The 26,822-nt window shown below is 43.7% G+C and carries 22 protein-coding genes and 1 tRNA gene; 4 read left to right on the top strand and 19 right to left on the bottom strand.

The features are described from left to right. Positions 1 to 106: 106 nt before the first annotated feature. Both FD973_RS06285 and FD973_RS06290 read right to left on the bottom strand, forming a co-directional pair. Complete coding sequence (locus FD973_RS06285; RefSeq protein ID WP_215322484.1) at positions 107 to 1,186, bottom strand: rhodanese-like domain-containing protein; 1,080 nt, start codon at positions 1,184 to 1,186, stop codon at positions 107 to 109. A gap of 60 nt (positions 1,187 to 1,246) precedes the next feature. Beyond that, on the bottom strand, positions 1,247 to 1,792 hold the full coding sequence (locus tag FD973_RS06290; protein WP_215322485.1) for a YqhA family protein: 546 nt from the start codon (positions 1,790 to 1,792) through the stop codon (positions 1,247 to 1,249). A 160-nt stretch (positions 1,793 to 1,952) separates the two neighbouring features. Between FD973_RS06290 and FD973_RS06295 the strand changes: the two genes are divergently transcribed. After that, entirely contained in the window at positions 1,953 to 2,417 is a 465-nt protein-coding gene (locus FD973_RS06295; protein WP_215322486.1) for a lysozyme inhibitor LprI family protein, read from the top strand. A gap of 86 nt (positions 2,418 to 2,503) precedes the next feature. On the opposite strand, the gene FD973_RS06300 is transcribed toward FD973_RS06295, so the two are convergent. From FD973_RS06300 to FD973_RS06315, 4 genes are all read right to left on the bottom strand, one after another. Then, a complete protein-coding gene (locus tag FD973_RS06300) occupies positions 2,504 to 3,796 on the bottom strand; it encodes a lipase family protein (protein ID WP_215322487.1) in 1,293 nt (430 codons plus the stop codon). 140 nt (positions 3,797 to 3,936) lie between these two features. Next, positions 3,937 to 4,347 (bottom strand): surface-adhesin E family protein, encoded by a 411-nt coding sequence (locus FD973_RS06305; RefSeq protein ID WP_215322488.1) that lies wholly within the window; start codon positions 4,345 to 4,347, stop codon positions 3,937 to 3,939. An 82-nt stretch (positions 4,348 to 4,429) separates the two neighbouring features. Next, a tRNA-Ser gene (locus tag FD973_RS06310) sits at positions 4,430 to 4,519 on the bottom strand. Positions 4,520 to 4,554: 35 nt separating this feature from the next. Beyond that, entirely contained in the window at positions 4,555 to 5,691 is a 1,137-nt protein-coding gene (locus FD973_RS06315; protein WP_215322489.1) for an NAD(P)/FAD-dependent oxidoreductase, read from the bottom strand. A gap of 99 nt (positions 5,692 to 5,790) precedes the next feature. Here FD973_RS06315 and pgi point away from each other — a divergent pair, with 99 nt between their 5' ends. Genes pgi through FD973_RS06330 form a run of 3 tightly spaced genes read left to right on the top strand, consistent with a single transcriptional unit; the run spans position 5,791 to position 10,453 of the window. Continuing rightward, complete coding sequence (gene pgi / locus FD973_RS06320) at positions 5,791 to 7,284, top strand: glucose-6-phosphate isomerase (RefSeq protein ID WP_215322490.1); 1,494 nt, start codon at positions 5,791 to 5,793, stop codon at positions 7,282 to 7,284. 45 nt (positions 7,285 to 7,329) lie between these two features. Beyond that, positions 7,330 to 8,715, top strand: coding sequence for a phosphomannomutase/phosphoglucomutase (locus tag FD973_RS06325; protein WP_215322491.1), 1,386 nt, complete (start codon positions 7,330 to 7,332; stop codon positions 8,713 to 8,715). A 1-nt stretch (position 8,716) separates the two neighbouring features. Then, positions 8,717 to 10,453 (top strand): ABC transporter substrate-binding protein, encoded by a 1,737-nt coding sequence (locus tag FD973_RS06330; protein WP_215322492.1) that lies wholly within the window; start codon positions 8,717 to 8,719, stop codon positions 10,451 to 10,453. A 20-nt stretch (positions 10,454 to 10,473) separates the two neighbouring features. Here the strand turns inward: FD973_RS06330 and FD973_RS06335 are convergent, their stop codons facing one another. The 13 genes from FD973_RS06335 to FD973_RS06395 are packed head-to-tail and all read right to left on the bottom strand — an operon-like array spanning position 10,474 to position 26,801. After that, on the bottom strand, positions 10,474 to 11,886 hold the full coding sequence (locus tag FD973_RS06335; protein ID WP_215322493.1) for a cyclic nucleotide-binding domain-containing protein: 1,413 nt from the start codon (positions 11,884 to 11,886) through the stop codon (positions 10,474 to 10,476). Positions 11,887 to 11,912: 26 nt separating this feature from the next. Then, on the bottom strand, positions 11,913 to 12,536 hold the full coding sequence (locus FD973_RS06340; RefSeq protein ID WP_215322494.1) for a lytic transglycosylase domain-containing protein: 624 nt from the start codon (positions 12,534 to 12,536) through the stop codon (positions 11,913 to 11,915). A gap of 4 nt (positions 12,537 to 12,540) precedes the next feature. Further along, positions 12,541 to 13,788: a type II secretion system F family protein gene (locus FD973_RS06345; protein WP_215322495.1), complete on the bottom strand. Its 1,248-nt coding sequence runs from the start codon at positions 13,786 to 13,788 to the stop codon at positions 12,541 to 12,543. A 12-nt stretch (positions 13,789 to 13,800) separates the two neighbouring features. Continuing rightward, positions 13,801 to 15,621 carry a GspE/PulE family protein gene (locus FD973_RS06350; RefSeq protein WP_215322496.1) on the bottom strand — a complete coding sequence of 607 codons (1,821 nt, stop codon included), beginning with the start codon at positions 15,619 to 15,621 and terminating at the stop codon, positions 13,801 to 13,803. Between the two features lie 2 nt (positions 15,622 to 15,623). Continuing rightward, positions 15,624 to 17,192 (bottom strand): type IV pilus secretin PilQ, encoded by a 1,569-nt coding sequence (gene pilQ, locus FD973_RS06355; RefSeq protein ID WP_215322497.1) that lies wholly within the window; start codon positions 17,190 to 17,192, stop codon positions 15,624 to 15,626. Then, a complete protein-coding gene (locus tag FD973_RS06360) occupies positions 17,189 to 18,424 on the bottom strand; it encodes a hypothetical protein (RefSeq protein ID WP_215322498.1) in 1,236 nt (411 codons plus the stop codon). The genes pilQ and FD973_RS06360 overlap by 4 nt, the downstream gene beginning before the upstream one ends. 1 nt (position 18,425) lies before the next feature. After that, entirely contained in the window at positions 18,426 to 20,126 is a 1,701-nt protein-coding gene (gene pilM / locus FD973_RS06365; protein ID WP_215322499.1) for a pilus assembly protein PilM, read from the bottom strand. A gap of 56 nt (positions 20,127 to 20,182) precedes the next feature. Then, complete coding sequence (locus tag FD973_RS06370; protein WP_215322500.1) at positions 20,183 to 23,485, bottom strand: pilus assembly protein; 3,303 nt, start codon at positions 23,483 to 23,485, stop codon at positions 20,183 to 20,185. A 3-nt stretch (positions 23,486 to 23,488) separates the two neighbouring features. Then, positions 23,489 to 24,097, bottom strand: a complete 609-nt coding sequence (locus FD973_RS06375) for a PilX N-terminal domain-containing pilus assembly protein (RefSeq protein ID WP_215322501.1) — start codon at positions 24,095 to 24,097, stop codon at positions 23,489 to 23,491. A 1-nt stretch (position 24,098) separates the two neighbouring features. Next, positions 24,099 to 24,779 carry a PilW family protein gene (locus tag FD973_RS06380; protein ID WP_215322502.1) on the bottom strand — a complete coding sequence of 227 codons (681 nt, stop codon included), beginning with the start codon at positions 24,777 to 24,779 and terminating at the stop codon, positions 24,099 to 24,101. Next, positions 24,776 to 25,282, bottom strand: a complete 507-nt coding sequence (locus FD973_RS06385) for a prepilin-type N-terminal cleavage/methylation domain-containing protein (protein WP_215322503.1) — start codon at positions 25,280 to 25,282, stop codon at positions 24,776 to 24,778. The genes FD973_RS06380 and FD973_RS06385 overlap by 4 nt, the downstream gene beginning before the upstream one ends. Further along, positions 25,243 to 25,803, bottom strand: a complete 561-nt coding sequence (locus tag FD973_RS06390) for a Tfp pilus assembly protein FimT/FimU (RefSeq protein WP_215322504.1) — start codon at positions 25,801 to 25,803, stop codon at positions 25,243 to 25,245. The genes FD973_RS06385 and FD973_RS06390 overlap by 40 nt, the downstream gene beginning before the upstream one ends. Next, positions 25,800 to 26,801 carry a type IV pilus twitching motility protein PilT gene (locus FD973_RS06395; protein WP_251368732.1) on the bottom strand — a complete coding sequence of 334 codons (1,002 nt, stop codon included), beginning with the start codon at positions 26,799 to 26,801 and terminating at the stop codon, positions 25,800 to 25,802. The genes FD973_RS06390 and FD973_RS06395 overlap by 4 nt, the downstream gene beginning before the upstream one ends. Positions 26,802 to 26,822: the final 21 nt, after the last annotated feature.

A 26,822-nucleotide genomic window follows, 5' to 3' on the forward strand; every position in this document is an offset into this window, starting at 1 on the left:
ATGGGCTCACATCATGCTAAACATGCGGCTGTTAATACTAAATACAGCTGTAGCTGAAGCAATTATGGATTGCTTAGAGCCCTCTCATCCACCTACCTGAGTATGGTTATCCATTAGCTTGAGCAGATTCAATTGGCAAATTTTCCGCATTCCAGCGCAACATACCACCAGCTAAATTGGCCACCTTCTTAAAGCCAGCTTTATCTAGTTTCATCGCAGCTTGTGCAGAACGTGCACCCGATCGACATACGGTAATAATTGGGGTTGAACTGTCTAGATCTTTGGTTTTTTCAATGAGCTCTCCAAGTGGCACCAAGATAGACCCTTGAATATGTCCTAACACCCCAACATACTCATCAGACTCACGCACATCTACGATTTGAACATCTGCTAGATGCTCCTCCAACCAACGCGGCTGCACCTCATAAAAACCTGCATAAGTAAGCGTTAGCGGTGCCCATTCATGATTTTTAAATTCTTGTAACCCGCCAGGAATCTCACCGCACTTTAAATTTGCTGGAACCGCTATATCAATTTTGTTGGGATGCGCTAAACCGAGGTTATTCATATAGACAGCGAAGTCATTCACGTTCACATCTTTACCAAGCCGAGGATTAAATTCTTTCTCTTCATGCACTGTTGTTACAGTTGCACCCTTGTAGTCATGACCCGGATATAGCAAACAATCTTCAGGAAGAGTAAATATTTTTTCGTGAACAGATTCGAACATTTTTGCAGAACTGCCTTGCTGAAAATCGGTACGCCCACACCCTCGAATTAACAAACAATCTCCTGTAAACGCCATAGATAAATCGTCTAGGACAAAAGTAGAACATCCATTTGTATGACCTGGTGTGGAGAGGATCTTTAAATAGCGATCGCCAAATTTCAGGGTGTCACCATCATCAAATAGAACATCCCCGCCTAGTGCGCCAGATCGTTTTGAGACTGCGATTTTGCACTGAAGGATTTGGCGCAATAATGATGCGCCAGTCACATGATCAGCGTGTACATGTGTATCTATTACCCAGCGTAAATGAAGATCGAGCTCTTTTATTAAAGCAACATCTCTTGAAACTTGTTCAAAAACTGGATCAATTAATATTGCCTCTCGGCTGATTGAGTCGCCCAGCAAATAGGTATAAGTTGAAGATTGAGAGTCAAATAACTGACGAAAAATTAACATGATGCCTTTGTCTATAAGATTGACCTGGCATCCTCACTCATCAGAAATGAATAATTCAGATCAATCTTTGTGATGAACCATTACCCGTTCAGATAGTGCAAATAATACGCCCGTAATCACAAAAACTAAATGGATTCCAATCATCCAACCTAAGTCTTCTTTATTGGTCGTAGTAATCTCTAAAAATGCTGCGAGAAGATTAATGCCCGAAAGCGCAACTATAGAACCGATTAGCTTGAGCTTCAAACCAGCAAAATCAACCTCACCCATCCAACTTGGTCTATCAGCGCTATCCTTGGCGGCACCTATCACCGATACAAAGTTTTCATAACCAGAAAAAATAATCAGTATGAGTAAGTTGGCCAAAAGCGTTTTATCTACAAGACCCAACACACTAGTCACAAACTCTGCTTCGGAGGCATTCCAGAAACTTGCTCCAAAATGCACAAATTCTTGCAGAAACTTAATTGCCAAAATCACAAGCGAGAGCACTAAAAATACATAAAAAATAGCCAAAATCCATCGGCTATTAAATATCAACTTTTCTAAACCTTTTTCTATGGATCCAGAGTGATCAGGTCGATTTGTATTTGGCGCTTGACTCATTGACTATGTCCTTTTATGTGCACGCTTAAATATATCAGTATTTTAGGGTTAATTTTAAAGATGTTCTATTTAGGGGTATCCTAGGATCTGACGGGCTTAAGGTCTTTTGCATTCAATAAATCCAGATAGGCTACACACCCTTTATATTGGCAAATCGACGATGATCACGATCAAAAAAGCAGTTTTTTCCAGCGCCCTGCTCTTGATGTCTTCCTGGGGAGCAGCCCAACCACCTGTTTCTAAGAATGTCCTATCTGAAGATGTATGCCATCAAAATGACTCCACTGTAGAAATTCAGAAGTGTGACACCCAAAGATATCAAGATGCCGATAAGCAACTCAATGCAATCTATTCCGCAGCCATCAAAAACCTTGATCAAAACAAGAAACTAACACTTCAAGAATCGCAAAGAGCGTGGATTAAATATCGTGACACTACATTTTCTCTAGTGCTGTCTTTAAACAATGACGTAGGCACTTACGGTGGAGTTGTGTATGGAAATTTCAAGGCCAGTTTTGTAAGCAATAGAGTCAAAGAGCTTGTCAATATCTTCGTAGAGCCATCTGGTGATATGCCTGAATGGTGGCCCTCTTCAGCACCTACATGGCGAGACCTAAAAAATTAAGCCGTTTTTAACTTTGATAAAAATTCTCCCAGTCATCAATAAAAAACCACCTTCGGGTGGTTTTTTATTAGATCTAATTTACTTGTTTAGCTCTGAGGGCATGCATTAGGCAACGGCTTACCGGCAAAGCGATCTTTAATCCAAGGTAAGAAGAACTGCTGCGAAACAGGAGGCTCATTAAAGTGACCTGTTTTCTCACCAGGCAACTGCAACCTGCCTACGTTTGCACCGCGCTTACACATCTGATCCTGAAAGAATTTCCCCATTGCAGGATTGTTCACGTTATCAGCAACGCCATAATAAATTTGCACTGGTGCTATGAGTTTTTCATAAGCAGGGCTTGTCTTCAGCAAAGCTTGAGCCCATGCCATCGTATTGGTGAACTGTGGTTTTAAAAGGGAGTTATAGCTTGAACCAATGTTGTAGTTCATCGTATCACTCGCTACATGCATACACTTGTTCGCATAGATTTCAGAGAGAACCTTAACGCCTTCGTCAGTAAAGACATCTGTTAACTTGAGATCTGGAAATGCAGCGGGCAAGGAATAAAAAAACATACTTGCATGTGCGAAATCAAAGATATTGTGAACATAAGACTTTAGTGAGTCGGTAATGTATTTATCAGCAGCTGCTTGATCAAGCTTACCGCTAGATGTGCCAAAGTAAGCAGGACCCATAGCGATAAAGCCAAGCATGTCCAAGTTATCAAATGCAGTTCCAGTTTGCTGCATATAGTCTGCTAGACCTGCGCCAGCAAAAGCGGCCAAGCCACCTTGAGACCAACCGATAAACACTGTCTTTTTGTTAGCAGCAGTTTGCTTTATGGAACCCGCTGCACGTGCAGCGTTAATGGTATCCATTGCATTGCTAACGCCATTGGCATATTGATGAATTCCGCCGCCGCCAAGACCTTGATAATCCGTAGCTGCTACTACATAACCTTCATTAATGAACTCTTGAAGCGCAGGCACACCATAATCTGTCCAAGAATTTCCACCAATTAAAAAGTATTCATTAATTGGTACAACAGGATCAATCACTTGTGATGGACCACAATTCTGAGCGGTACCAGTTGTACCATGAGCCCAAGTCACTATGGGACGACCACCTGCTGGAGCAGAACCAGTTGGAGCAACAATCAGTCCAGTTGAAATAGTTTTACGACCAGATACATCCGATGAAATATAAGCAACTCTCCAAGCCTGAGCCCCTTTTACCGAAGTGGCAACCTTTTCTTGCTTAATAATCTGACCCAATTTACCTTCGGGCTTCATCTTCATGACTGATTGGTACCAAGGCTGCATTGGTGGATCAGCAAAAACTGCTGTAGATACCATGCAAAATGCCCATAAAAGTACCACGCGTGAAAACCGCTTCATATCCCACTCCTCTACTGATTCAAGATGATTAATTATTCTGAAAGCCAAAAATAAAACAATAGCTCTTAAGTACCAAAATAAAAGTCATCACAAGCGAATAGATTAGTAAAAACCCTTGACTAACGATGAAACAAAGATTTTTAGTAACGACGTGGAAGGCACCCGAGATTTACAAGGTTAGCTCCCCAGCTTCCACCTACTGGCAAATTTCCAGACGTATCATTTAGTGGATACTTGCCAAGCATTTTTCCTTGAAGATTTTGCTCAGAATAATAAGTTGTTGCCAAAGCAAAAATTAGCTTTGAGGTGCAATCAATTTTGACTGAAGTTGCCTTAGATAAATATGTGGTAGAGCCATAGCTTTGTGGCTGATCAAAGCTGACGACGTAGTTCAAATTGACTGTAGGCGGCGCTCTGACAATCGTATCGGTGTCAATATAGAGACTGGCACCATCTGGATATCCAGAAACGGGTAATAAATAAGCCCAGGCGGATTGAATTTGCCCTAATTGCAATAGCATCAACAGAGCAATTGCCAAAAACTTTTTCATATATCTCTTCATAGAAAAAAATACGTTCTTATTGATTAACGACTTTAACCGTTGTTTGGCAATAAGGATAGAGGGGTGTATTTGGCGGAAGAGGTGAGATTCGAACTCACGGAGGACTTTCATCCTCGCCAGTTTTCAAGACTGGTGCATTCAACCGCTCTGCCACTCTTCCTTATATTTACATTGCGGATGTAACTAGGAGTCAGATTATAAAGAACTTTTGATTTGCCTCTCTAAATGCACGGCAATAGCAAGGCTAGAGGTCAATCCAGGGGATTCAAAACCATAAAGATTGTAGAGGCCATGCAATCCATGGGTTTCAGGTCCACTAAAACAAAAGTCTCCTGCTGGAGCTGTAGATGGAACAATCTTAGCCCTCACGCCAGAGTAATCTGGCTGAAGCGCTCCATCCTTCAATCCTGGCCAATAGCGTCTAACAGCTTCATAAAAGCCTTCCCCTCGCTTGGGATTGACGGTGTAATCAATCTGCCCTTCCCGTTCGATATCCAACCACTCCACATCAGGGCCAAACTTAGCTTGACCCCCCATATCTAGGGTCAAGTGCACACCCAAACCTCCAGGCTCTGGGATTGGGTAAATAAGGTGTGAAAAAGGTGATTTGCCTGCCAGAGAAAAGTAATTACCTTTAGCAAAGTAAGCCCTGGGAATCATTTTTTTAGAAAGTCCCTCGATCTGATTGGCCACAGCTGGCGCACTCATTCCAGCGCAATTAATGAGTAACTTTGTTTCGATTCTCATGGCGTCAGCACCACCAATCTCTAACTCGAAACCCTGTTGAGCATTTGCACCAATTGGCTTTGCGCTAATCAAAGGTGATTGGTATGCCACCATACCTCCAGCGTCTTCAAAACCCCCAAGAAGAGAGAGCATGAAACCGTGGCTATCCACCACTCCTGTGGTAGCTGACAAAATAGCGGCTACACATTTCAACTGTGGTTCCAGTTTCGTAGCCTCATCACCTGACAGTAACTTGATTGCAGGAACGCCATTATTTTGCGCCTTAAACAGGATGGCATTTAGATCTTGAATTTGAGTTTCATCAGCTGCAACGATCAACTTTCCATATGCCTGAGTTGCAACTTGATGGCTTCGACAATATTCATAGAGGAGACGATTGCCCTCAACGCATAGCTTGGCTTTAAGAGAATCCTTGGGGTAATAAATACCAGCGTGTATGACTTCGCTATTGCGCGCACTACTAACTGTGCCAAACGCGTTTTCACGTTCTAACAATATAGTGTCTCGCCCCTGGAGCGCCATTTCTCTGGCAACCGCTAGGCCAATGACGCCAGCACCAACGACCACACAATCAACCCGCTCCATTTATTCGTCCCAAGGCATTATTTATATTCAATTGTCATCAAATCGTAACATTTTCAATGATTTAGTGGGTTTAGAGACAGTTCTTGATAAAATTGATAAATGTCTTCAAAACCCCCTACAGAGAAACTACCTTCCATATTTAGCACTCAGGATATCGTCCTTGATACCGCTTATCAGGGCATCGATAACAAGAACTGGAAATCCCTCTTTCGCCAAGCTAGAGAGGCAAATGTAGAGCAATTTATTGAAGACCTCTTTACTGGTAAGCCAGTCAATAATTCTGAAAACCGTCCCGCCCTACATTCAGCACTTAGAAACTTAGATAAAAAGCCGGTATTGGTTAACGGCAAGGATGTCATGCCAGATGTAGTTGAAGTCTGGCGGCGTATTGAAGGTTTATGTAATAAATGGATAGGCGTCACTGATGTGATTCACATTGGTATTGGAGGGTCAGATTTTGGTCCGCGCCTTGCTATTGAAGCGCTTGCTCATGTGCCCGATATTGATAGTCGTGGCATGCGCATGCACTTTCTTGCAAATATCGATACTGCTGAATTAAATCGGATTTTGCAGCGCGCTCATCCCAATAGCACTCGTGTCATTATCGTTTCAAAATCGTTTACTACCCTTGAAACCACGATGAACGCTAGAGCGGTCGTGAAATGGCTAAAAGATAACAAACGAAATGACGTGCAAATCTCTCAAGCATTGTTTGCAGTAACTGCCAATGTACCTGCCGCTCAAGAATTTGGTGTCGCTAAAGACAACATTTATCCTTTCTGGGATTGGGTGGGAGGACGCTACTCCGTATGGTCAGCCGTCGGACTACCTATTGCCCTGCAATATGGTTTTGATACCTTTAAGGAATTTTTGGCTGGCGCCCAAGCCATAGATCAGCACTTTAAAACCGCACCCTTGGAAGAGAATTTGCCAGTGATCATGGCGCTTTGTCTACTCTACCAACAAAAGAAGCATCAGATAAAGTCCTACGCAGTTATCCCTTATGCGGATGCCTTGGATTGGTTTCCCAAGTGGTTGCAACAATTAGATATGGAGAGCAACGGCAAGAGCGTTGGGCGAGACGGCATGCCTATGAAGTACTCTTGCCCCGTAGTTTTTGGCAGCTCAGGTAGCAATGCTCAACACTCTTATTTTCAGCTTCTACATCAGGGCTTGGAAATTATTCCCATTGATTTCATTGCAATACGTGAACCAATGAGTCATCTTTCTGAAGCTAAAGCGCATCATCGCATTTTGCTTTCAAATTGCTTAGCCCAAGCCCAAGCATTAGCGAATGGCAAGAAAACAGATAACCCTAACAATACCTACCCTGGTAAGCGGCCAAGCAATTTATTGATTCTTCCAAAGCTCAATGCCTTTTATCTTGGCGCTTTACTTGCCTTATATGAAAATCGTACCGCTACTTTAGGCGCGCTGTGGAATATCAATAGCTTTGACCAGCCAGGCGTAGAGTTAGGAAAAGTTCTGGCCAAGCCAATTGAAGCTGCTCTGAATAAAGGCGAAGCTGTGGAAGCCAACGAGAGTATCGATGCCATCACTGCTCAGCGCATTAACCTTTTTATTAATCCATAACTAAGATAGCTAACATTAATTAAGAAGTTAGCCCAAGGAATTCTTATGCAACTGTCTCCCTCAATTTTTAAAGCGTACGATATTCGAGGGATCATTGATGAGACCTTAGATCCATCAATTGCTAAATTGATTGGCCAAGCATTTGGTACAGAAATGCGTGAATTGGGTGAGACCGATATTGTCATTGGACGCGACGGGCGACTCTCTGGTCCAAGCTTAATTGAAGCCTTAACAGAAGGCTTGCTCAGCACTGGCATCAACGTCATTGACTTGGGCATGGTTGCAACACCCATGGTCTACTTTGCTGCAAGCCAAGAACTTGATGGCAAGAAACCTAAGTCCGGCATCATGATTACGGGCAGCCATAACCCCCCTAATTACAATGGGTTCAAGATGGTTCTAGGTGGCGCCGCAATTTACGGCGATCAGATTCAGGCACTACACAAACGTATTGAAGCCAAAAAATTTGCTACGGGTCAAGGCTCTAGAAGCACCTTCGATATCTTCCCAAAGTACTTAGAGCGTATCGTGGGTGATATCAAATTAGCTCGTCCAATCAAGATTGCCGTTGATTGCGGTAATGGTGTGGGTGGAGCATTTGCTGGCAAGTTATTTAGAGCGTTGGGCTGCGAAGTCGAAGAACTCTTTTGTGAGGTGGATGGTAAGTTTCCAAATCACCATCCCGATCCTGCGCATTTAGAAAACCTGCAAGATCTAATCCAGAACCTGCAAACCACCAATAATGAATTAGGTCTTGCTTTTGATGGAGATGCAGACCGTTTAGGCGTAGTAACAAAAGATGGTCAGGTTATTTTTCCAGACCGTCAAATGATGCTGTTTGCTAAAGATGTTCTTGCGCGCAATCCAGGCGGCCAAATTATCTATGACGTGAAATGCACACGCAATTTAGCCACTTGGGTGAAGCAACATGGTGGTGAACCCCTGATGTGGAAGACGGGTCACTCTCTAGTCAAAGCCAAATTAAAGGAAACTGGTGCACCATTGGCCGGAGAGATGAGCGGACACATCTTCTTCAAAGACCGTTGGTTTGGATTTGATGATGGCCTATACACAGGCGCACGTTTATTAGAAATTCTCTCTAGAGAGAAAGATCCCAATCACACTCTCAATCACTTGCCAAACGCTATTTGCACGCCTGAGCTTCAACTTCCATGCGCTGAAGGCGAACCGTTTGCACTGCTTGAAACTATTAAGAAAAACGCAAGCTTCCCTAGCGCTGAGTCTATCAACACGATTGATGGCATCCGCGTGGAATATGAGGATGGCTTTGGTCTTGCACGACCATCGAACACTACTCCAGTGGTAGTCATGCGCTTTGAAGCAGATAGTGAAACTGCTATACAGCGTATTCAGTCAGAATTTAAAACAGCTCTTTTAAACGCAAAGCCAGACGCCAAATTACCTTTTTAATATGAAGATTCCCGCAAAAATTGCCAAGGTCTTTTTATGGCCACTATTGATATTACTGGCATTGTTTCCGCCACTATCTTCTGGCACCCCCGAATCCGCATCCGAACCGCTACGCGTACAACTGGCCTGGGTTCATCAAAGCCAGTTTGCTGGTTTTTACGTAGCTCAAATACGAAAGCACTTTGAAGAAGAAGGTTTACGCGTTACCCTGATTGAGGGCGGCCCCAACATCAATCCTATTATCGAGCTACAAGAAGGTAGAGCGGATATTGCAGTGGCTTGGCTTGGTAATGCATGGAATCTATCAACAAGCGGGAAAAATGTTACCAATGTGGCTCAAATTTTTTCAGGCTCATCATTAGCCGTAGTCTGCAGAATCAGTGCTGGAGTTTTTACTCCTAAAGACATTACTGGCAAGAAGATCGGAGTATGGAACTTGGGTGATCAAACCGTTGTCAAAGAAATGATGGATTTATTAGATATTCCACAGAGTTCTGTACAGATCATCCAACAGGCGCCTAATGGACAAGATTTGATTGATGGGAAAGTTGCCTGCGCAACGGCAATGACCTATAACGAATATTGGCAAATATTAGCCAGTGGCGTCCCCTCCTCGGATTTGATCGTCATTAACCCCGAATTATTTGGCATTCCTCACATTGAGGATGGTCTCTATGTCATGACCGATCGTCTGACTTCGCCTGCGTTCCGAGAGCAATTGGTTAAATTCACACGCGCGTTGCGAACTGGCTGGAAGGAAGCTCGCATTGCCCCTACTCTAGCCGTGGAAACTGTTCAGAGAATTTCGCCGAAATTGAATAAAGAGCATCAGCAACATATGCTTGAATCAGTCTTGGGCGTGATTCCTGCAAATACTGATCAATTCGGCTTATTTGATCTTGGACGATACAAAGCTGAAGTTAACCGCTTGCTGTCGCCTGAAAAAATCACCCCATCACCAGAACGAATCTGGACATACGACATTTGGAACGAGCTTAAAAAGCTAGATAAAAATACCACCCCCCTCACCCAAGCCACAAAATTTTATGTATCAAGTACCACCGGTATGCTGGCATTTAAGATCTTGGTTTACTTTGGCGTATTCACATATGCACTATCAGGCGTATTAGAAGCTATTGATCGTGGGTACGATTTATGGGGTCGACTGATTCTTGCTTTTTTATCTGGAGTTGGCGGGGGAACGCTCAGAGATCTTTTAATCGGTGGAGATAGACTGCCTTTTTACTATGTAAAGGATTTAACCTATCCCCTTGGAATTCTCGTCGTTGTTTTAATAACCTCTTCAATTGTCGCCGTATATCAAGAAGCCCATCACAGCGCTATCTTCAAGAAGACGAAGAAGTATGCAGATATCCTAGGATTTACCGCCTTGGCTATTACAGGCGCCGCTATTTCGATTTCTTCTAACCTACAATGGTTTTGGGCGCCAATCTGTGCAGCATTAACTTGTGCTGGCGGAGGCATGCTCAGAGATATCGTTGTGAACCAAGAACCAAGCACCTTTAAAGGCGTGATTTATGAAGAAGTAGCGCTTGTAGGAGCGTTTTGTTTAGTGATCGGACTCATGATTGCTAATCATTTTGAATACACACCTATACCCGTCTATCTCAGCCTGATATTTAGCATCATTCTTATCATCTGCCTGCGACTGGCAATCTATAAATACCATTGGCGTTACCCTAAATTCCTCGGTGGCACGAATTCAGATCATCACTAAGCGGATGACCAAGAAAATGATTAAACCTTACCGAAGAATTTTAGTATCTTAGAAACCAAAGAAGTCTTCACATGTTCCACTGCGGTTTCTTGTTCTGACTGGGTCAGCGTGTTTTGCTTATGCGCCAATCTTGCGGCAATCAAATTCGAAATACGCTCTACTAATAATGGATTTTTCGAGAGGATTGGAGCCAAATCCTCTTTAGTTATCTCTATTAAATGTGTATTTAAGGTTGCGAAAACATTAGCCGATCTAGGCTCACCTGTCAGCAAAGACATCTCACCAACACAATCGCCAGGCCAGAGATGGGCCAAAGTAATCTTTTCGCCCTTCTCGTTTAGTGCAGTCACCTCTAGGCTGCCCTCCGCAATGATAAACATGCTATCAGCGGTATCACCTTGTTGAATTACTTGCTGGCCAGGATTGAAAAGCAAAGACTTGGTTTTTTTCGCTAAATCCATTACCTCTAATTCATCTAAGACCCGCAATATTCCGAAGGGATAAACGTTTAAGAGCGGTGTGAAGTGGCTGGTATGGAGTGAGTCCACATTTTGCACAACCATTGAAGAATCAAAAGAAATTCCTGAGCTTTGCAGAAAACGTAATGCATTTTTCAAAATGATATGCTTAGGCTCATCTAAATGACTATCAGCGTTACATTCAAAACGAATTTTGTAAGTTACGCTACCAATCTGCACCTGAGAGACGTAGCACCGATGCCAACCATTAAATTGCGGGTGTGCCTTACCAACAAATTGCATGGCAGAATTTAGTACATCCAGCACGCGATCTGAGTTATATTGCGAATCCACAGGTATAGTGACCTCGCGAACTGGCTGGCGCTCTTGTTGGGATAGATTAATAAAATTAATCCCTAAAAAACGATTGTTGGTTATTCTAAATTTGGCACCATCGAGATTTTGCAGGGTCACATAACGCCGATCCATCTCTATAACTCGAGCACATATAACAGTACCATTATCAGAGTATTCAATCATGTCGCCAATGGCTACTAAATGGTCAGTCTGCAATGTAATGCTAGCGACTACGTCAGCAATGATGTCTCTGAGGGCATAGCCCACAGCCAAACCTAGAGCCCCAGATGCTGCTACTAATGTATTGATCGATTGATCAAATAACAAAATAAATGCAAGTAAACCTGACAAGGCATAAATGACAATCGATCCAGCTTCAACTACGATTGCTGGAATTTGTCCTTGCTTCTTACGACTATTAAAACCCTTAATAGACAATCTAAATATCTGATCAAGGGTAAAGCCAAACAATAGGAATTGGCTCGCAGCCAATAAATCCACCGTCTCCGGAAGTTTTTCCATGGATAAGTGCGTCGGAATCCAACCCCAAGGAGTACCTAGGACCTTGTTCACAAATATTGCCAAAGCAATATTTAGAAGCACTAAGACCCAGACCATCGTTTTAGATTTTGATGAAAAAGTTTTCAATGATGTTCCTCGGAATAACGATATTTTGATTGCCAAATAGCAGTGACCATATTGGGATAGAGATCCTCTCCTAGGCTACCGTTATATCTTGCTAGGCCTCTGGTTAAGTTTTGATTTTCTATATCTAGGTAATGTTTGAGGATAATGCATCCATAACGCAGATTTGTACGGACATCAAATAAGGAATCGCGCGCATCCCCAATCAGATCTTTCCAAAATGGCATCACCTGCATTAGCCCACTGGCACCTACATGAGAAATCGCGAAACGATTAAAACCGCTCTCTACTTCAATTAATGCAAGGACGAGATCCGGGTCTAAGCTGTATCTTGTGGCCTCGTAATGAACCATTCGCAACCATTGCCGCCTAGTTTCTTCATTTGGGATTCTTTTAGCCAAATTTTTAGATTGATAGCTAATCCAATCTACAGCCTGCTTGGCTGAACGAAAAGAACTGATAGAGCCCACTTCAGATGCCAAAGACTGTCTTAATTCATAACGATTGGCTAGTGATATTTCTTCGTACTTTTGAGATCCCGCATAGACTGAACAGGAAGCAACCAGCATTTCGAGAACGCAAAAGCCTAAAACAAACTTTTTTAATGATGCGACACCCATCATTGCATCAGCCGGTAACGATTTGACCCATCTTAAAGATGGGCAAATACATGGCAACCAAGATAAAGCCAATCACCCCGCCTAAGAAGCAAATCATGATTGGCTCCATCATCTGAGACATCTTATCAACCGAGGTATCAAATTCTTCTTCATAGTAAGCGCTAATCGTATCTAGCATCTCACCCATGTTACCGGTCTGCTCACCTACAGAAACCAACTGTGAGAAAGCAATTGGGAACACTTTAATTTTCGCAAGTAACTGAGACAATGGCTCGCCGGAGAATACGCCCCGCTTAGCCGCTTGGATACCATCTTTGATGATCTCGTTCTTGCTAGATTCAGCAGTAATGTCTAAGGCCTCAATTACAGGCACACCTGCATTGGTCAAGTTTCCATAGACCATTGCAACTTGCGCTACGTTTGAGTGCAGAGCCATATCGCCAATCAAAGGCAATCGCAAAATCAGAGCATGCCATTTTCGACGTATTGCTATATTACGTTTTAAGACCATCCTAAATGCAATAAAACTACCGATGAGCGTAGCAGCAAGTAAGCCGCCACCTAGAGGATCACGCAAGAAGTTACTCATATTGACAATCATGAGTGTTGGCGCCGGTAATTGCGAACCCATGCTGCCAAACATCTTAGCGAATACAGGAACCACAAAAATCATCATGATGGATAAAACAATCGTAGCTACTGCCAACAGAATACATGGGTAAAGCAAGGCAGATTGAATGCTTTTGCGTATTTTGATCGTCTTGCGAATGCTCAAGACCAGCTTGTCCAAAAAGATATCTAGACTACCGCTAGACTCACCCGCACGAACCAAGTTGATGTAAATAGAATCAAAAACATCAGGGTGCTTACCAAAAGCCTTAGATAGGCTCGATCCAGACTCGACATCCTGATAGATCTCGCTAATTGTTTTCTTAAGTAATGGGTCATCCACCTGATCGCGGACCATTTCCAATGAAGGCAAGATCGCCAGACCAGAACGCAACATGGTTGCCATTTTTTTGGTGGCAATCATTATTTTGTCGAGCTTAACCTTCCTTGGAATGCTGAATTTGAAGCTGATCTTCTTTGGCTGAACAGCCTCTTTCTTCTCAGTCTCCCACCCTTTCTTATCCAGGTGGGTAATGATGATACCGTCTTCTTTTAATTTGAAAGCTGCCTCATCACGCGTCAATGCGGTGATGGTCCCATTTAAATATTGGGTATTTTTAATGCCCTTCCAAACAAAATCTGGCATATATCAGCGCTTTTAATGGAAAACAAGATTACGACGATACTCGTCGAGCGTTAAACGTCCATCACGCATCATGTCACGTCCAATTTCTTGGATGTTACGGAAGCCTTCTTCAGCAGCAATCCTCTGTAATTCAGTTGCCGCAGCATTATCAATAATGGCGGCTCGCAGCTTATCGCTGATTTTTAACACCTCATAAATGCCCTGACGCCCTTTATAACCAGTGTTATTACACTTCTCGCAGCCTTTGCCATGGTAGAGCTTCATTGAAGCAGCCTCCTCCGAACTAAATCCGATATCCATTAAGCTGGCTTGATGATCGCCTTGATGTTCTTCTTTGCAATGAGGGCAAATCTTTCTAGCTAAACGCTGCGCAATGACTAATGTCAGGGCTGCGCCAATCAAATAACCCGGAATACCCATATTCACTAGACGAACGATGGTACTAATTGCATCATTTGCATGTAATGTGGATAGAACTAAGTGTCCAGTTAGTGATGCTTTGATTGAGATATCAGCAGTATCTTTATCACGAATCTCACCGACCAAAATCACTTCAGGGTCTTGACGCAAAAAGGATCGCAATGCTTGAGAAAATGTTAGTCCAATATCATCCCGAATTTGAACCTGACCAATACCCTCAACAGTAAATTCCACCGGATCCTCAGCGGTCAGAATATTGATATCGGGTTTATTGAGTCTACGCAATGCGCCATAAAGCGTGGTTGATTTACCTGAACCAGTTGGGCCAGTTACCAGCACCATGCCTTGTGAAGCATCTATAGCAGAGGTCACATCCTTGAATTCTTTCTCTGGAAAACCTAATTTATCCAAATCAAATGAAACGCCCTCTCGGTCTAAGATACGCATAACAATACGCTCACCATAGACCGTAGGAAGCACTGACACACGCAGGTCGATATCGCGATTATTGGGAAGCGAAGTGACTATGGCGCCATCTTGAGGCAAGCGTCTCTCCGAAATATCCAAAGAGGCCATAATCTTGATGCGAGTGGTAATGGCTGAATAATTGGCATACAAAAAATCTTTGTACTGCAGCATTTCTTGCAGAACACCGTCAATACGAAGTCGTAAAGTGGCGTTATCTTTATAAAGCTCAATATGAATATCACTGGCACCTTTATTAACCGCATCAAATATCAGCGCATTAACAAACAGGATGATTTGTCCACCTTGATCATCGCTTGGCGCGACTGGGGCTACAGCCTTATTCTTCGCCACAACCGCTTCAGGCGTAGCAGCCTTTTCGGCGAACAATAAGCCAGACTTCTTCTTAGGTTTTAGGCCATCTTTCAACTCAATAGCTGTAGAGTTTTGACTTCCACTGACTGGTGAACTCAAGCGAAAATCCGCCGTATCTTTAGCGGGGATTTTAGCCTTTACTGTTTGCAGAAGATTCTCCATTTCGATTGGAGACACCACTGTTGCAACAATCTTTTTTCCAGTGATGAGCTTTGCACTAGAAATCCCTCTTAAAGCACTAGGCTCAGAAATCGCCACCTTAATTTCAGAGTCACTCATGGCGAAAGGAATAAGACGATTATCTAGGACATAATTTCGCGGGATAACATCTACAAAGTGAGCTGTAATATTTTCAACAACAGGCTCTGGCGTTAAGTCCAAATCCAAATAGTTGGACAGACTTTCCTTAACACCATGATCGTTTACAAAGTTGGATTTAACTAGGATTTCATATAGGTGACGCCCGCTTTGACGACTCTCGAGCTCGGCTTGTTTGTAATCGAGCGGGTTCACTAGACCGCGGTCTAATGTGAACCGAGCCATTTCTTGCGATACATCTACCGTAGCAATCATTACTAGTTAAGAACCTTAGGCGCAATAAATACCAATAATTGAGTCTTATTGTCCACCTTCTTGTTATATCTAAATAAAGCACCTAAGTATGGGATATCTCCAAGCAAAGGTACTTTAATAGTTTTGTTTTCTTGGGTGTTGTCATAGATACCACCAATAACAGCGATGGTGCCATCTTTGATTAGCAACTTACTTCTCACCTCTCGCTTATTAATAGAAGGCGGTGTAGTGGTGTAATTTGGCGAGTCCTTATTGACGACCATATTCAAGTAGAGGTTGCCATCACCCACCACACTTGGCGTAACTGTCAACTTAAGCGCAGCATCCTTAAATTCATAAGTAATCTGATTGGTACCAACTCCTGGCACTGGATACGGAATTTGCACACCATCAATGACTACCGCCTCCTCGTTATCCATCGTAAATACATGAGGATTGGAAATAATCTTAAGTAGGTCCAATTGTTCTAGGGCAGTAAGTTCAACCTTCAATGCATTTGAGGTGGTTTGATACAGGTAGCCTAAACCAAATGGATTCGCTAAGCCTGTGACTGGCTGATTAAAGATAGAGCCAGTATCGGTTCCCAAGCTGAGGGCACCAGGGTTATTGTTAATACCGTTTACACCACCAGTGGAACTACGGCCCGTATTGCCTGATGCACTATTGGTGTAAGCTCCCAAACGCACACCGAGCTCACGCTGCCAATCGTCAGTTGCCTCAACAATAAAGGCCTCAATTAGAACTTCTTGGGTACGAATATCTAACTTAGAGATGAGTCTTGCTGCCAACTCCATCTCACTCTTAGTGCCTTTAATAATCACCGAGTTAATACGTTCATCGGTTGTAATTTCAATAATGCCGCCAGGTGGACGGGCTGCAATTGCCCCACCTGGTGCTGTACCACCAAATATTGCCTCCAACTGCGCTTTTACACGAGCGGGCTTGGTGTAATACAAGCGGAATATTTCGGTGTACTGTGTACTAACAATACGTCTAGCAGCAATCTGCTTGCTAACTTCTTCTAAGCGCTTGCGCTCAAATTCATCACGAGCTAAAACGGTTTCTGGTTTTTGAATACGGATAATTCCCGCATCACTATCTACACTCTTAGATAAACCCTTAATGCGGAGAATATTGTCTAATGCCTTGTCCCAAGGGACGTTGGCAATCTTCACGGTAACCGTACCCTCGACCTCATCACCCACCAAGATATTGACGCCAGATATCTGGGTCATCGCTTGCGCTAATTCTCGAATATCAACATCCACAAAATTTAAGGTGACATTAAAAGATTTCCACCTGCCATCTTCTGATCGCTGTGACTCATTGATGAAATTACGTCTCTGAGAATCTAACTCTGCGTTCGGTTTCTTATCAATCTTGGGACCTATTTCCAAAGTTTTCTGCGTCTTTGGAGCAAGATCATTCATGATCTGCTGTGGATCCAGACCCATTTTTTCGCGCATCTGATCGTTAGAAGGTGGCGGCATGGAGCCGTCAGACATACAAGCGGAGAGACCTAAAAGCGCGAATAAAGCCAAATAACTTGCAACTGATCTCAGTGCAATCATCTTGCACCCCCAGACTTAGCACCCTCTGCAGGGAATTGTCCAGATTGCGACTGTAAATATAGTCGAATCTTGCCATTAGGCTGTCGCAAAATAATTCCATCCATATCTATATCGGCGATAACTCCGCCCTGATTCCCCAAACGATCACCAACCCTCACCACAAAACTCTCTCTAAAATCCGTGCGTATCATGGCTGCTTTGGACGCATTGGAAACTACTACACCCATAATTACATAAGACTGAGGATCGGCCATCAATAAAGGTGAATAACGAGGATCACGACCCCCCTCAATCATTCCGCTAGACGATTTTGAGAATGGATCACGATCATTTACACGACCACCCTCGGCTGGCGGTGGATCAACAACAACGACTTGTTCATTCTTTAATAGCCCCTTGCCAGTATCCGATTTTGTAGCAGCCTGAGCGCTACCAACGAATTGACTCAAGGCTAAATCCAAACTGCGCTGAAACAGAGGAGTGTTTGCTGCTTTGGTTTGCAACTTTTGAGGCAAACGATAAGTTGATAACTGAGATTTGACCTGAACTAAGCCGTGCGTATTTCCACTGACCAAGATAATTTGCTCTCTGTCGATATTCACCGTTTTCTCAAAACCAGCCAATAGTTTGCGGTAGCGCATGTAACGGTTGTAGTTCCCTGTTAATTCCACCTTAAGTTTGATGCGATAAAACAACGGGGTTGCATTAGCGGCGGCATTAGCATTTGCATTTGGGGAAGCGTTTGGCGCTACAGGGGGTGCATTCGGTGCACCAGGAGCAGCAGGTTGACCTGGTGGCGTTGTTCGTCCACCAGCATAAATAGCCTCCTCTCCATCGGTGGAGAGAGCGCTAATAACTAAACCTTGGGAGCTAGCCATTTGACTGAGGCGCTGATACATATCCTCCAACTCAGACTCAACACTAAATAAGCGATTGAGCTCCAAATAATTCATTTCCGCTTGCAGCAACTCTTCTTGAGCGCGCTTATTAGCAACATCTAAATACTTAATTTTGGCTTCCATTTCAGGAATGGCGGCAATTTTTTGCGCAATCTGCTCACGTTCAGCTAGATAAGGAAGGAAGACAAAGACAATGTAAGCAACAAATAATAGTGAGGCTAAACCACCCCACAAAATCATTTTGCCTTGAGGCCCTTTGAGGGATGAATTTTTGTTTAGCGCGCCCTTGATTAGCGCGCCTAGATCGAGATTTTTAAGTTCAGAAAGGTTCATTTTATGGTCGCTGAGTAGGTGCAGGTGCCTTTGCTGAATTTGTAGCTGTAGCGTCCAATTTCAGCACACACTTAATCTGAAACTGTTTATAACCGCCAACTGAATTTCGACTACTACCTTGTTGATTATTTTGCGGATTATTATTAATCGCCATCGTACTTAAAGACGCATGAGAAATCATCGGCAATCCTTGTAAACGATCTACCAAATTCACAATCACTTGATCGCTAACCGCGTCCCCTTTGATATTGAGCGTAGATGGATTTTCAAAGGTCAACTCAGTAAACCAAACGCCACCTGGTACCACTCCATTAACTGCATTTAACAATGCATAGGTAGTTGCTTGATTCGATTTCAGCTCACTACTTGCTTGCAGCATTTGGCTATAGCGTGATTTTTGCGCTGTCAGTTTGGTGAGAATCGATTCTTTTAATTTCACATCCTCCTCTAGACGAATTGCCCTTTGAAACTGTGGATCGGCTGTACCAGACGAGAACAATTGGTTGAGAAGTGTAAAGATGATGAATAGAACTAGAGCTGCGCCTGTTGCTCTAATACCCAACTTAGATAATATTTTTTTCTTTTCCGCTTGCTTAACGCGATCTTTATTAGGCAATAAGTTAACGTTATTAACACCAGTAACGTATTTGTAATAGCCAAAGATATCCACTTTCCTAGTTGCTAAACCAATAGCCGAACTAAAAACGGAAGTATTCTTTTCAGACGCAGCTTTATCTTGCAGATTGGCTGGAATAATTAAATCCAATAGAGGGTTGAAAAGCTCAACGCGATAGCCATCAAGGCAATTTCTCAATTGAATCAGTAATTCAGCTGTATCAGATATCGGCGACACCAGCAATACTTTTTCGATGAGGTTGGAACCCACCTTGGTTTCATATGCGCGAAACGCTTGACGAATTTGCCCAGACAAGCGGTCATATAAGCGATCGCCAGCCTCCCCAGGAGGCACTCCGTTCTCTATCAGCGCCCTATCCGTTTCGGAAACATAAACATCATAGATAAACGGAGCATCGTCAGTAATAATCAATACATAGTTCTCATGTGGACCAACCTCAATCAATGCGGTAGTTTTTTGAGAACGTAACTGTTGAGTCTTTAAGGCATTTCGAATCGCAAAGCAGCGCACATCGACAACAACTGGATTAAGGCCTGCTTTAGTGGCAATTTGTACGTAATGATTAATCTCTGAAAGCTTGGATGCGACAAACAATAACTCCATCGTATTTTCAGAAGCATTACGACGAATTACTTGCCAAAAGATGGAATATTCTTCAAGCTTTTCAGCAAGCTGAATGATGTTGCTCCACAAGCTGTCGTATTCAATTGCACTTTCAATTTCTTCGTCACTCATCAATGGCAAAGTGACCGTACGAATGATTGCGCTAGTAATTGGAATTGAAATAGCCACATTCGGCGCTTCTAATTTAGCGCCAATAATGAGCTCTTTTAACTTATTGACATACAACTCTTGATTCGTTTGAATGTCAGACGGACCGGCATTTTCACCAATGTACTTGGAACCAATCTTTTCTAGCATCCATTTGCCGTTATCTTCAGATAACTGAGCAACACGAATGAAGTTTGGTGTGATATCCACCCCAATGACGTCCTCCTGCTTTACGGAGTACTTACTCAGCAGATCAATAAAGTACCGTAGCAGGGGTTGGAGGGGGTTATTCATTCAGCAGGTAAATATTCTCAAAATATGTCAAAAGTATATATAAAACGTCATAGTACTTAATATACCTTTTTTTCACGCCAGGACTTATATTTGACGCGCCCCGTTGAGGTCTGATTGCTCGAGCTGATTTTGGCAATATTGTCTCGCCCGCTAGGTAAAGTTGTGCCAGGTGCAATATTGCTCATGCCCACATAAATATTTCCCTTGCTATCAGCTATCGGTGCGGTGGCAAGCCCCTGCCCTATAACCGTTCCAGCACTTCCGGTTGCACAGCTATCTGTTACCTCGATAATCCGGCTAGTGCCGTACAGCGGGCAAGAAAGATCCTCAGGTCTATAGGCGGTGAAGTACACATATTTATTGAAAACTGCCGCCCTTCCAATCACTTTTTGATAGTCAGCAGCGGGGTTAACCCCAGTCTTAGCGTATACGTCGGCATACCATGAGTTATTCACCGAGCACTGTTGGGTATTTACATTAGTGAAAGTACTTACTGTCTGGTTGGTCTGAGTCAATGTTTTTGCTGGGAAATCTGGATCCATCACCCCAAATATTCGGTTATTAATTGTTGAAACTCTGCGCTGAAGTCGAATTTGGTCACCAGAGCCAAAATAATTAAATAGTCGATTCACGGTAGCTCCAGAGACATTCGTTCCAGAAACGATTGTGGAGCCCAACTGGTTATAAGCCAATCGATCGTTAGCTAAGCTAGCCTGATCTAAAAAGGACTCATACAAGGAAAATAAGCCGCTGTTAGAATCAGATAAGCTCTGCTTACTTAGGTTGTATTTCCATAACTTGCCTTGTAGGTCGGTAAAGTAAACCATGCCACCGTAGTAATTTGCCAATGAAGTACCGTCACCTGTAATCACCGTCAAGTCAGCAGTCACCCCGTTCGGAATATTCGAGGTGTTATCACTTGGAACGGGGGTCACAGCCAAAACATGTCCACCAGTTGACGTCACCACCGATGAGCCTGTAGCGCCACAAGATGCGGTAGATTGTGTGCTGTCAGGCTCTAGCTCCAAAACATAAACATAGGAGCCATAGGAGCTTGCAGAAGTAGCCCCCGTCGAAGAGGCGCCACCTGCAAAACCACCCCCAAATGTAGCTACCCACCGCTGATTATTGCTGCCTTCAATGTATGGCAGAAGCATGATGACTGGCCTAGACCATGCGCCACCCAATTTTGAATAGTCAAAACTTGTGCAGCTCGCATTGTAGGCAAAAGTAGATTTTTTTCCGCTTGCATCCCAATAATTGATGACTTTATTGGCGGTGTCATTATTTACCGTAAATAAATGCGCTGGTGCATCTGGGTTTGTAATATCTAGAGCGTAGTAGCCATTTCCACCCCAGCCTAAACCGCCCATCAATACTGTTTTCCAAACGCCCTGGCCAGAGAAATAGACATCTTTCACGGTAATTGGACCATCCACGCTAAAAATACTATTACTGGTTCCAGAGCCCGCATTGAGACCCTTATTACCAGTCTCATTTCTGAGCATCGGTATGACGGATGGTGGAATAAATGCCCAGCGTTCATTTAGGTCAGTATCAAAAGCATGGAGCATGCCGTCATTGGCACCCACATACAGTTGAGAACGACGGGAAGAATTATTGCTAATAAAAGTTGGATATCCGTTTTGATAACGGTAATACGCCTCAGACTTTCCAAAGATGCTGACATCTGAACTCCATGGAGCGTTTGGAATCCCAACCATGACCATCTCTGAGTGGTAGGTATCCCCCAAGACTGAAGTTCGAACCGCATTGGTTGCGGAGTTATCTTCCCAGGAAGAATTTAGACCTCTAGTGAAGTTAATTAAATCCTGAGTAGTGGTGGCATTTGAAGTGGACGGGCAATTGAACATCAGACTTTCTAATTTGGTGCTATTAGCCAGCGTCACGTTGTTATAAGAAGCATCAAGAGGTAAGGCGCCTGACATGCAAACAGGGTCATAGCCTACTGTCCAAATCGACCTGCCACCTCCAGAGTAAGAATTTGCACTTGCTGCTCTAGCTAGTAATTTTGATTGGGCTGTAATCGGAGGATTGGCCGAGATAGCACCAGTCGCATCTAGGTCATAACGCTTGATTTCACCTATCCATTGTTTGTCCTTTTGATACTTAAACAATGCTTGGTAGATAGTGCCATCACCGAGAACAGGTGGAGCATACGTTTGCCAAACGTCTTGACGTGTACTGCTACCCGCAGGCAGTGAGGCTGTCTTGGTGGGCAAAGTTGGTGCAACAGCGGAGCCACTAACACCTTTAAAGCCAAATCCATAAAAGAGGCTGGGGTAATTGGGGTCATACCCTAATGAATACACCCCAGCCCCAACAGTTGTCAGAGCATTCGTAATCTCCGCTTTTGTAGCCCCAGCACCATAGTAAATATAAAAAATGGCGGACTCATTACAGAGCAAATCTCCAAATTGGAAGGTAAAAGATGCGCCTAAGTTGGTTTGCTGATTGTTTACTGTTCCACCTATGCCGGTGTAATCCATGTGCGTATTAGCCAGGACAGGTAGTGGAGCGGCCTGACATGCAACCGAAGGGTCTGGGGTAATGGAGTAGTGAGAACCGCCGTTATCGCACGCATCAAATACTTTTGGTGTGTAGGTGCTCGCATAGGAAGCAGCGACACCAACCATATCAGTAAAGTTAGTAGTTAAGTTATTGAGAATGTCCCAGTCCATAATCCGGCGGTAACGCACATCAGTCAGAGTGCCGCCAGAAATATTAGTAATCGTCACCAATGCCTGAAATAAATTTGCATTGGTCGCGCCACTAGTCGGCCCATAAATATGGGTCACTTCTAAGAGTGGGGTTTTAGTAGGATCTGCAGGATCACTAATCCAAACGGTCGATTTAATACTAGTGGAGTCCACCACAAAACTTTTGACAGTGATGTTGCTAGAAATGCCGCCCGCATCCACGGATGCATATCCAGAGATTACTTTATTACTGATTGGCAACACACCGCTCGCACCCCACCCTTCCCACTTTCTACCGGGCGATGTTCCGTCATACCAGCCTGCTGGGTAAGTTGTGCCGGTTCCAGATACTGGTTTGCCGCCACCCCACTTATAAGCAGTACCAACTGAACCTGGAGGGCTTGAATTTAATGTATTTGCATTATTGGCTACTGTTCCTGATCCAGTTGGCGTATTAAGGTGGCCGGCGGGATTCACGCCCAAGGCTATGGTTTGATTGGCAGTTATAGTGCTGTTATGAATAATGCCGAACGATGGAAATCCTTGCGCACCTACTAGTGGACTAAACGTCAGAGCGCATAAGAAAAATGCAAGCGCCAGAGAAGATAGAGATTGAAGTTTTGAAAAAGTAGTATTCATAATTTACGGGGTGTATTGCACCACCGCCTCCAATGCTGACCGACTTGAATTCGATTGCCAAAACTGGGTGTTAATCGCGCCACCCGTTAATGGAACGTTGTAGTTTCCTAATGCTGTAATTTTGACGGTGTAGGTAAAGGTAGAGACACCATAACCATTACTAGTGCCAACTTCAGTTCCAATGCCCAGAGAAGATGTACTAGCCAGCTTTTGGACAATGCATGATGAATAACTGGCACGCCCTGCCCTGTCTTTAAATTTAGCGCTTCGAGAATCAATCTGACCCTGTGGAATCGTATCGGCCAAAACCGTTTTACCACTCAGTGGCCCACCAGTGGATGCAAGGTCATATGCAGCACCAGCACCATTAATCCAAGACTTTCCTGCGGAGGTGGCAAACCATTCAATCGCATTATCAAAACAGGTTTCCCCCGCTTCAATTGAAATCGGTTTATTAGCAACTGCAGACACTAGGTCAGATTGCATGGAAGCCAAATAAGAAATACCAGCCCCCATGACCATGAGAACCAATAGCAGAATAAGCGTCACCACCAGTGCGATGCCTGATTGCTCTGGCAATGAGCCAGAGAGTTTTACTTGAGAACGAATCACTTTATGGCACCAGGGAGACATTTTTTGCCCTCGTGATCACAGTAAATGTTTTGCTGACAATGCGGGTCGTACCTTCTATCTTGCGCGGCGACTGCACCAATAAGTTAGCTTGTATAGTCTGAAACTGGCCGCTATAGGTTCCACTCGATTTGGCATTAAGGCCTTGCACTGTAAAGCTACTCACCCAATCTAGGATTGGCTCACCTGAAGATCCGCCATAAACAGGAGTCGAGCTTGCCAAGTCACAAAAAGAAGATGGATTGGTGCATCTGCGCCACTCTCGCGTCAAACGATTTCTGGTAGTTCCACCCGCAGGTGTATAGGGATTCAGATAATAACGAATCAATGCTCTATATAGAGTGCCTGAGCTATCGTAATCGTCGTAGACAAAAATAATATTGCCCGGATTTGATGCAATGATATTAATTGCTTGATTGCCTGGCATTGCATTGGTATCGTTGTAATCAAGATAGCCAGCCATGCGCACATCAGATTTGAATAAATCGATGGCTCTTAAAGCATTCCGATCTACTTCAGTCTGCGCAGTCAAGACTTGATGCTGTTGCGAAAAAAAGGAATAACCAGCATAAGTTCCCGCAATCACAATAGATGAGACTGCCAATGCTACTAGTAATTCGACTAAGGTATAGCCTGATTCAGGAAATGGATGAGAGCGCTTCATAGCTGTCTCAACTTCCGCGTGAAATAACTACTGATCGTGCCACCATTGGTAACTAAACTCACATTGACGATCAGACCAGTACCATCATTACTAACATCTACCTGCCTGATTTCCAATCCTGATGTGGTATTGAGTGGACCGATATTAGCGTTTAAATCGTTGCACCAGAGTTGTCGAGTATCGCTAGCAGGATAGGTACAGGTGGCCAGACTTCCTGAATACAAAGATGGCGTAACAAAAGGGTTTAAAGAATCCGTACCAGAACGCATACCCTCGGCAGCAATCGTTTCAATGATTCGGTCGGCCATCAGGTTGAGATACATTCTTTTTTCTGACTCAGCGATCACCTGCTGCGCAACGCCGAAAAAGAAATACAAACCACTAAAACCCAAAGTAAAAATTACCATAGCAACCATGGCTTCTACCAAGGTAAAGCCTCTCGATTGACTATGAGAGATTGGCTTTAGTCTTGCTCTATCCATAAGCCTGTAGACTGCTGCCATTTAAATTTCTGAACAAAGCCAGTGGTTTGGTTCACCAGTACTCGGTATGCCCCATAAGTTGCACGGTCACCATTGCGGTTGATTTCGATGTCAATAGCACTTCCGCTACCTTCCACACCAGCTAAACCATTCGTCGTAAATATTCCTCTGCCAGCTGAACAAATAGTGCTTACCATCGAAGAGCTACCCGACAGAATGTTGAAGTTAGGATCTTTACTGAGTGGATTTTCTACAATGTTGCTAGAGAAGCTGGCCGTTACTGCTGAGGTAGAGGATTGAGGAAACGAAGAAATTTGGTAGGTCAAATTAGTGGGTGAATTACAGATCAATAACCCAGTGCCATTAATGGTACGCACGCGAGTTTTCAAGAAATCAATGTTCGACAGTAAAGCAGCGTAATCAGACTCCAATGCTCGCTTTCCGCGCCAATCTGTAATTGAAGGAGTTACAAAGGCACCTACGATCATCAAAATCGCTACAACAACAATAATTTCTAGAAAACTGACACCGCGCTCGTTCATGTGGCTTCGATTTCTCCAGACTGCTCCAACTGTTGTAAGGATGATTCCATCGTCATCATGCCCTCCCCTCGTGCCATTTGCATCACGCTAGGAATTTGGAATACCTTATTTTCACGAATCAAATTACGCACCGCTGGATTGCAGGTCATTACCTCAAAAGCACCAATACGACCTGGAGCTCCCTTACGCTTGAGAAGACGCTGGGTCATAACCAAGCGCAGCGATTGTGAAAGTTGAGCTCTAACTTGATCTTGCTGCTGTGGTGGAAAGACGTCAATGATCCGGTTAATCGTATTTGGCGCGCCACTGGTATGCAAAGTGCCAAATACCAAATGCCCTGTTTCAGCAGCGGTAAGCGCTAATTGAATGGTCTCTAAATCACGTAACTCCCCCACCAAAATGACATCAGGGTCTTCACGCAATGAGGCGCGCAACGCAGAGGCAAATGAAACTGTATCTCTCTTGACTTCACGTTGAGATACCACGCAGTTCTGATTTTGATGAATGAACTCAATCGGATCTTCAATGGTGATGATATGTTCATAACGAGTGCGATTAATACGGTCAATCATCGCCGCCAATGTGGTGGACTTACCAGAACCCGTTGGACCAGTCACCAGAATCAGGCCGTTCTCTTGCTCAATCACATCCCTTGCTACAGGCGGCAAACCCAAAACATCAAAGGCCGGAATTTGGGTTTCAATCTTCCTCATCACTGCCGCCAAACCTCGCGAGGTTTTAAAAAGATTCACCCTGAAACGCACATCGCCAGACTCGACCGCCAAGTCAGCATCTAGGTGTTGCATAAAATCTATTTGTTGCTCTTTGGTCAGTTGCTGTTCGATAAATTCCTTCATCTCAGCCTGAGTCAATATATCCTCAGGGAAGGTTTGAATGACGCCGTCCACTCGTATAGACACGGGCTCGTTCTCATGAAAATGCAAGTCCGACAACTTATGTGAGGCAACATATTTCAACGCCTTTTCTAGCATTCCCATGTTCTGATCCTTGTCCTTTTA

Origin of the sequence: Polynucleobacter sp. MWH-Braz-FAM2G (assembly GCF_018687635.1) — a bacterium.
Lineage (GTDB): Bacteria > Pseudomonadota > Gammaproteobacteria > Burkholderiales > Burkholderiaceae > Polynucleobacter.